The organism is Pseudomonas sp. FW305-E2 (assembly GCF_058782925.1).
On record NZ_JBYSYE010000051.1, the window covers coordinates 23,964 to 32,030 of the forward strand.

At 63.0% G+C, this 8,067-nt stretch carries 8 protein-coding genes; all 8 read left to right on the top strand.

What is annotated here, in order from left to right; translation table 11 throughout:
* Positions 1-32 precede the first annotated feature (32 nt).
* A complete protein-coding gene (locus AC3WLP_RS24825) occupies positions 33-320 on the top strand; it encodes a BufA1 family periplasmic bufferin-type metallophore (RefSeq protein WP_012051335.1) in 288 nt (95 codons plus the stop codon).
* Between the two features lie 16 nt (positions 321-336).
* The gene (gene bufB, locus AC3WLP_RS24830) at positions 337-1,170 is read left to right on the top strand and encodes an MNIO family bufferin maturase (RefSeq protein ID WP_178085925.1); all 834 of its coding nucleotides are present in this window, start codon (positions 337-339) and stop codon (positions 1,168-1,170) included.
* The gene (locus AC3WLP_RS24835; RefSeq protein ID WP_088512968.1) at positions 1,167-1,940 is read left to right on the top strand and encodes an HvfC/BufC N-terminal domain-containing protein; all 774 of its coding nucleotides are present in this window, start codon (positions 1,167-1,169) and stop codon (positions 1,938-1,940) included. Before bufB ends, AC3WLP_RS24835 begins: the two co-directional genes overlap by 4 nt.
* Entirely contained in the window at positions 1,933-2,400 is a 468-nt protein-coding gene (locus AC3WLP_RS24840; protein WP_012051332.1) for a DoxX family protein, read from the top strand. The genes AC3WLP_RS24835 and AC3WLP_RS24840 overlap by 8 nt, the downstream gene beginning before the upstream one ends.
* Before the next feature lie 305 nt (positions 2,401-2,705).
* Positions 2,706-3,089, top strand: a complete 384-nt coding sequence (gene gcvH / locus AC3WLP_RS24845; protein ID WP_088512969.1) for a glycine cleavage system protein GcvH — start codon at positions 2,706-2,708, stop codon at positions 3,087-3,089.
* A gap of 11 nt (positions 3,090-3,100) precedes the next feature.
* The gene (gene gcvP / locus AC3WLP_RS24850; protein ID WP_012051331.1) at positions 3,101-5,956 is read left to right on the top strand and encodes an aminomethyl-transferring glycine dehydrogenase; all 2,856 of its coding nucleotides are present in this window, start codon (positions 3,101-3,103) and stop codon (positions 5,954-5,956) included.
* A 106-nt stretch (positions 5,957-6,062) separates the two neighbouring features.
* Positions 6,063-7,439, top strand: a complete 1,377-nt coding sequence (locus tag AC3WLP_RS24855) for an L-serine ammonia-lyase (protein ID WP_004575653.1) — start codon at positions 6,063-6,065, stop codon at positions 7,437-7,439.
* A 27-nt stretch (positions 7,440-7,466) separates the two neighbouring features.
* The coding region (locus tag AC3WLP_RS24860; protein WP_492576338.1) for an aminomethyltransferase family protein at positions 7,467-8,067 on the top strand (601 nt) is incomplete at its 3' end.

The window sequence follows — 8,067 nt, forward strand, 5'->3', positions numbered from 1 at the left end:
AGACCACGGCCACACGCTCAGGAGATTGACCCATGAAAACCCTCGCCCTCACCACTGCTGCACTCGCTCTCGCCTCGCTTGCAGGCGTTGCCATGGCAGCCGACAGCACGCAACCCGCAGGCAGTGGCGCTGCCATGGAAAAATGCTACGGCGTCGCCATGGCAGGAAAGAACGATTGCAAGGCCGGCGCCGGCACCAGTTGCGCCGGCAGTGCGAAGAAGGACTACGACGGCATGCACTGGAAAAACGTCCCCGCCGGCACCTGCACATCGATCAAGACACCCGCCGGCATGGGCTCGCTGACACCTATCAAGTCTTGATCAGGGGAAACCGACCATGAACGCAGACGCACGAATGGGCGCCGGAGTCAGCCTGAAGGCCGAGCACTACGACCAGGCGCTGGCGTGCAATCTCGAAGGGCTCTGGTTTGAAGTTCACCCGGAGAACTACATGGTCGGTGGCCCTCGCCTTGCCTGGCTGAACCGAATCGCAACACTTCACCCGGTCTCATTGCATGGTGTAGCACTTTCGCTTGCGGCTGACGCGCCCCCCGATCAGGACCATTTGCAGCGTCTGCGCGCACTGTGCGATCAGATCGAACCGGTACTTGTGTCAGAGCACCTGGCCTGGTCCACCTGGCAGGGGCACTACCATCCAGACCTGCTGCCATTTCCCCGCAGCAACGAAGCCCTGCAGCGCATCGCTGAAAACATCCAGCGATGCCAGGAGGTATTGGGCCGGCGTATATCCATCGAAAACCCCAGTCATTACTTGCAGCTGCAGGGCCATGACTGGGACGAGATCGACTTTCTTGACGAACTGACACGTCGCACCGGTTGTGGCCTGCTGCTGGACATCAACAACGTCTATGTGAGTGCTCACAATCTGGGGTTTTCGGCAACTGCCTACCTGGACCGCTTTCCAGCGCAAGCCATCACAGAAGTTCATCTGGCCGGGCACAGCGATGATGACCAAGGCAGCCTGTTGATCGACTCTCATGATGCGCTGGTGGCCGAGCCTGTGTGGGCGCTGTACCGCCAACTGGTTTCCCGTGTCGGCCCGCGCCCGACACTCATTGAACGTGACGACAAGCTTCCCCCGTTCACCGAGCTGCTTGCTGAACGGTCCATCGCACAGTCGATCATGTCTTGCCCAGGTGTATTGCCATGAACCTTTCCCTTGGTCAGTTCCAGCAAGCGTTCATCGAGGCGCTCTATTCCCGTCCTGCTCCCGAGCTTTCAGGAGTGACCGAACAAGCGGCGTTCGCGGTTTATCGCAACACGGTGTTGGCCGGCTGCGTGGATGCGCTGCGCGCTAACTTTCCGAGCGTGTGCACACTCGTCGGGCGCGCCTGGATGGATGAGACCGCGGCAATTTATGCGCGGCAATCCCCCCCCAGTGATCCCCGGCTGATCTGCTATGGCGCAACCTTCCCGGATTTCCTCGAAGACATTCAGTCACAGCACGCTGTGCCGTATCTGGCGGATGTCGCCCGCCTGGACCTGCATTGGACAGAAGCCTTCAGCGCGCCGTACGAAACGTGCCTGAACCTTGTCGAACTGGCAGGCATGACCCCCAGCGATCTTGATCACGGTTGCTTGCCCCCCCGTGCCAGTGCTCGCTGGTACTGGTGCGAGGCGCACCCTGTGTACACCCTGTGGCGCTGCGCCCGCGAGCAGGTTGCCTGGCCCGATGACCAGCCATGGGTGGGCGAAGGGGTGCTGTTTGTCGGCACCGCTGATGGCGTATGCCATCAGCCGCTGGGGAAAGGTGGCCATGCGTTTCTCAAGGCCTGTGCGGCCGGACAGTCGCTGATGCAGGCCTCGGAACTGGCGCGACACGCTGAAACCGACCTGGATTTCACCGAGATGCTCGGGCGCCTGATGACAGCCCAGGCTTTTCGCCCACTTGCCTTCACAGGAGAACACCATCATGGCTAGTGCCGACTTCACGCCCCCGGCCAGCAGCCTGCGGCGCGCCTGGAACCACATTGCACAGAGCCTCGAGCACCGTTTGAGCGATGACTTATTGTGCATGGTCGCCCGGTTCGGGATCGCCTCGGTATTCTTTCTTTCCGGGCGCACCAAAGTGGAAGGTTTACTTACCCTCACACCCGGCACCTATGAGCTGTTCCGCACCGAGTACGCGCTGCCGCTACTCTCGCCCTGGCTTGCAGCGCACCTGGCCGCCTACGCTGAGCACTTGTTCCCGCTATTGCTGGTGCTCGGGCTGATGACCCGGCTATCAGCGCTGGCACTGCTGGGCATGACGTTGGTGATCGAAGTGTTCGTCTACCCCGATGCGTGGCCTACCCACCTGACCTGGGCAGGGCTCTTGCTGCTCCTGGTCGCCCGTGGCGCCGGCGCGTTTTCGCTGGATCATTTGCTGAAAGTGAGATGACCGGAGGCCATTGGCACCAGGCCTGTCGGGCACCACATGTATCGTTTTCAATACGTCGTAACGAAAACGATACATATGATGCCCGACGTGGGTGCACAAGGGTTTGATGCTCAAACCCTTTTCCTCCCATGAGCACCTGTAACGATATCATTCCATACGAAAAATACGGCTTCTCTTCCTATTTACGTAATCTATTGATAAATAAGAAGTTTTATAGGTTGGCCGCATTATTGCTAAGGGAATCCTACCCTAAGAGCGCGGCGCCACCGCGCCCCCCCCAACGCCCTGCTTCCCGAGGATTCCCCATGAGCGAGTTGCGTTTCACTGAAGATCACGAATGGCTGCGCGTCGAAGCCGATGGCAGCGTCACCGTGGGCATCACCGCCTACGCCCAGAATGCCCTGGGCGACGTGGTTTTCGTGCAACTGCCAGAGTTACAGCAGTATGAGAAAGGCAGCGAAGCGTCCACCGTCGAATCGGTCAAGGCCGCCAGCGGCGTGTATATGCCACTGGCGGGTGAAGTGGTCGAGGTCAACGGCCAGCTTGAAGACAGCCCGGAACTGGTCAACGAAGACCCGATGGGCGAAGGCTGGTTCTTCCGCTTCATCCCTGCCGATGCAGAAGCCGTAACCGCTCTGCTCGACCAGGACGCCTACGACCGCCTGCTCAAAGCCAACGACGACGCCTGAGGAACCCCACCATGACCATCAACCTCGGCACCGCCAACGAATTCATCGCCCGTCACATAGGCCCGCGCGCCGCTGACGAACAGGCCATGCTCACTGCACTGGGCTTCGACTCGCTGGACGCCATGACCGCTGCGGTCATCCCCGACAGCATCAAAGGCACCAGCGTACTTGGCTCGCACGACGGCCAGAGCGAGGCCGACGCACTCGCCGCACTCAAGGCCATCGCCGGCAAGAACCAGCTGTTCAAAAGCTACATCGGCCAGGGCTACTACAACACCCACACCCCGGCACCGATCCTGCGTAACCTGCTGGAAAACCCGGCCTGGTACACCGCCTACACCCCGTATCAACCAGAAATTTCCCAAGGCCGCCTGGAAGCGCTGCTGAACTTCCAGACCCTGATCAGCGACCTCACCGGCCTGCCGATCGCCAACGCCTCCTTGCTCGACGAAGCCACGGCTGCGGCCGAGGCCATGACCTTCTGCAAGCGCCTGTCGAAGAACAAATCCAGCCATGCCTTCTTCGCCTCCGTGCATTGTCACCCGCAAACCCTCGACGTGCTGCGCACCCGTGCCGAGCCGTTGGGTATCGAGGTTGTGGTTGGCGACGAACGCGAGCTGGGCGACGTCAGCGCCTTCTTCGGCGCCCTGCTGCAATACCCGGCCAGCAACGGTGAAGTGTTCGACTACCGCGAGGTCGTGCAGCGCTTCCACGCGGCCAACGCCCTGGTCGCCGTAGCGGCAGACCTGCTGGCCCTGACCCTGCTGACCCCACCGGGCGAGTTCGACGCCGACGTGGCCATCGGCAGCGCCCAGCGCTTCGGCGTGCCACTGGGCTTCGGTGGCCCGCACGCGGCTTACTTCGCCACCCGCGACGCGTTCAAGCGCGACATGCCTGGCCGCTTGGTCGGCGTGTCGATCGACCGCTTCGGCAAAACCGCCCTGCGTCTGGCCATGCAGACCCGCGAGCAACACATCCGCCGCGAAAAGGCCACCAGCAACATCTGCACCGCCCAGGTGCTGCTGGCCAACATCGCCAGCATGTTCGCCGTGTACCACGGCCCTGCCGGCCTCAAGCGCATTGCCGAGCGCACCCATGCCCTGACCGCGATCCTCGCCGCCGGCCTGAAGGCGCTGGGCGTACAAGTGGTGGGCGCCAGCGCCTTCGATACCCTGACCCTGGCCACCGGCACTGCCACCGCCAGCCTGCATGACAAGGCACGCGCCCAGGGCATCAACCTGCGCCAGATCGATGCCGCCCATGTGGGCCTGTCTCTGGACGAAACCAGCACTCAGGCTGACGTCGAATCGCTGTGGCAGCTGTTGGGTGGCGAGCAGGCACAGCCTGATTTCACCGCACTGGTAGCCAGCACCGGTTCCCTGCTGCCTGCCGCCCTGCTGCGCCAGTCGGCCATCCTCGAACACCCGGTGTTCAACCGCTACCACAGCGAAACCGAGCTGATGCGCTACTTGCGCCGCCTGGCCGACAAGGACCTGGCGCTGGACCGCAGCATGATTCCGCTGGGCTCGTGCACCATGAAGCTGAACGCCGCCAGCGAGATGATCCCGGTCACCTGGGCCGAGTTCGGCAACCTGCACCCATTCGCCCCGGCCGAGCAGAGCCAGGGCTACCTGCAGATGACCACCGAACTGGAGGCCATGCTGTGCGCGGCCACTGGCTATGATGCCGTATCGCTGCAGCCCAACGCCGGCTCGCAGGGCGAATACGCCGGGCTGTTGGCGATCCGCGCCTACCACCGCAGCCGGGGTGAAGGCCACCGCGATATCTGCCTGATCCCGTCGTCGGCCCATGGCACCAACCCGGCCACCGCACACATGGCTGGCATGCGTGTCGTGGTTACCGCCTGTGACGCCCGTGGCAACGTCGATGTCGAGGACCTGCGCGCCAAAGCCATCGAGCACCGCGAGCGCCTGGCCGCAATCATGATCACCTACCCGTCGACCCACGGCGTGTTCGAGGAAGCGATCGGCGAAATCTGCGCGATCATCCACGACAACGGTGGCCAGGTGTACATCGACGGCGCCAACATGAACGCCATGGTCGGACTGTGCGCACCCGGCAAGTTCGGCGGCGACGTTTCCCACCTGAACCTGCACAAGACCTTCTGCATCCCGCACGGTGGTGGTGGCCCGGGCGTAGGCCCGATTGGCGTCAAGTCGCACCTGGCGCCGTTCCTGCCAGGCCATGCACAGCTGGAAAACACCCAAGGCGCGGTATGCGCTGCGCCGTTCGGTAGCGCCAGCATCCTGCCGATCACATGGATGTATATCCGCATGATGGGCGGTGCCGGCCTCAAACGTGCCTCGCAGATGGCAATCCTCAACGCCAACTACATCGCCCGCCGCCTGGAAGAGCACTATCCTGTTCTGTATACCGGCGGTAACGGCCTGGTGGCTCACGAGTGCATTCTCGACCTGCGCCCACTGAAGGACACCAGCGGCATCAGTGTCGACGACGTGGCCAAGCGGTTGATCGACTTTGGCTTCCACGCCCCGACCATGTCCTTCCCAGTGGCTGGCACGCTGATGATCGAACCGACCGAAAGCGAGTCCAAAGAAGAACTGGACCGCTTCTGCAACGCGATGATCCAGATCCGCGAAGAAATCCGCGCGGTGGAGGACGGTAGCCTGGACAAGGACGACAACCCGCTGAAAAACGCACCGCACACTGCGGCTGAGCTGGTTGGCGAATGGACCCATGGCTACAGCCGCGAGCAGGCGGTATACCCCCTGGCGAGCCTGGTGGAAGGCAAGTACTGGCCGCCGGTCGGCCGGGTCGACAACGTGTTCGGCGACCGCAACCTGGTGTGCGCCTGCCCGTCGATCGAGAGCTATCAGGACGCCTGATAGCCCTTCCCCGCCACCTGGCTTGGGTGGCGGACTCTGTGTAGGCGCGGGTTCACCCGCGCCTACAGGGCTCAACGTCCGCCCAACAAACTGGCAGGAGGTCAACATGTCACTGAGCGTCTTCGACCTGTTCAAGATCGGCATCGGCCCCTCCAGCTCCCACACGGTCGGCCCGATGCGCGCCGCTGCGCGGTTTGCCGAAGGGCTGCGCCGTGACGGCCTGCTGGCCCGCACCGCCAGCGTCAAAGCCGAGCTGTATGGCTCACTGGGCGCCACAGGCAAAGGCCACGGCAGTGACAAAGCCGTGCTGCTGGGCCTTGAAGGCGAACACCCGGACATTATCGACACCGACAGCATTCCCGCCCGCCTGCAGGTCATCCGCGACAGCGGACGCATCAACCTGCTGGGCGAACACAGCATTGCGTTCATCGAAAAGCAGCACCTGGCGATGATCCGCAAGCCGTTGGACTACCACCCCAACGGCATGATATTCCGCGCCTTCGACGACGCAGGCCTGCAAATCCGAAGCCGCGAGTATTACTCGGTAGGCGGTGGTTTCGTGGTCGACGAGGACGCTGCCGGCCATGACCGCATCGTCGAAGACACCACGGTGCTGGCCTATCCGTTCAAGACCGCCAAGGCGCTCCTCGGCCACTGCACCGCGCATGACCTGTCGGTGAGCCAGGTCATGCTGGCCAACGAGACCGCCTGGCGCCCTGAAGCAGAAACCCGAGCCGGGCTGCTGCGCATCTGGCAGGTGATGCAAGATTGCGTCGCGGCAGGTTGCCAGCATGAGGGCATATTACCGGGAGGGCTCAAGGTCAAACGCCGCGCGCCGGCCCTGTACCGCCAACTGAGCGGCCACCCGGAAGCCAGCCTGCGTGATGCCCTGTCAGTGCTCGACTGGGTCAACCTCTACGCCTTGGCGGTGAACGAGGAAAACGCCTACGGCGGTCGTGTGGTCACCGCCCCTACCAACGGTGCAGCGGGCATCGTCCCGGCAGTCCTTCACTACTACATGCGCTTCGTCCCCGGTGCCAGCGAGGACGGGGTGGTGCGCTTTCTGCTCACCGCCGCAGCCATCGGCATCCTGTACAAGGAAAACGCCTCCATCTCCGGGGCGGAAGTGGGCTGCCAGGGCGAGGTCGGCGTTGCCTGCTCGATGGCCGCCGGGGCGCTGTGCGAAGTGATGGGCGGTAGCGTGCAGCAGGTGGAGAACGCAGCCGAAATAGGCATGGAACACAACCTCGGCCTGACCTGCGACCCGATCGGCGGCCTCGTACAGGTGCCCTGTATCGAGCGCAATGCCATGGGCTCGGTGAAGGCCATCAACGCGGTACGCATGGCCCTGCGCGGCGACGGGCAGCACTACGTGTCGCTGGACAAGGTCATCCGCACCATGCGCCAGACCGGCGCCGATATGAAAAGCAAATACAAAGAGACCGCCCGTGGCGGCCTGGCCGTCAACATCATCGAATGTTGACCCAACAATGACAGCAAGGAGTCATCGATGTCCGAAACACTGCTCAAGACCCCACTGCATGCCTTGCACCTGGAACTGGGTGCACGCATGGTGCCGTTCGCCGGCTACGACATGCCGGTGCAGTACCCGCTGGGCGTGCTCAAGGAACACCTGCACACCCGCGAGCAGGCCGGCCTGTTCGACGTCTCGCACATGGGCCAGATCATTCTGCGTGGCGCTGACGCCGCCAAGGCGCTGGAAAGCCTGGTACCGGTGGACATCATCGACCTGCCGATGGGCATGCAGCGCTATGCCATGTTCACCAATGAGCAAGGCGGCATTCTCGACGACCTGATGGTTGCCAACCTGGGCGAGGACACCCTGTTCCTGGTAGTCAACGCCGCCTGCAAGGAACAGGACCTGGCTCACCTGCAATCCCACATTGGCAACCGTTGCGAGGTGCAGCCGCTGTTCGAGGAGCGCGCCCTGCTCGCCCTGCAAGGCCCGGCTGCAGTCAAGGTGCTGGAACGCCTGGCCCCAGAAGTGGCCGGCATGACCTTCATGCAGTTCCGCCGAGTAACACTGCTGGAGGTGGACTGCTTCGTCAGCCGCTCGGGCTACACCGGCGAAGACGGCTACGAGATCTCGG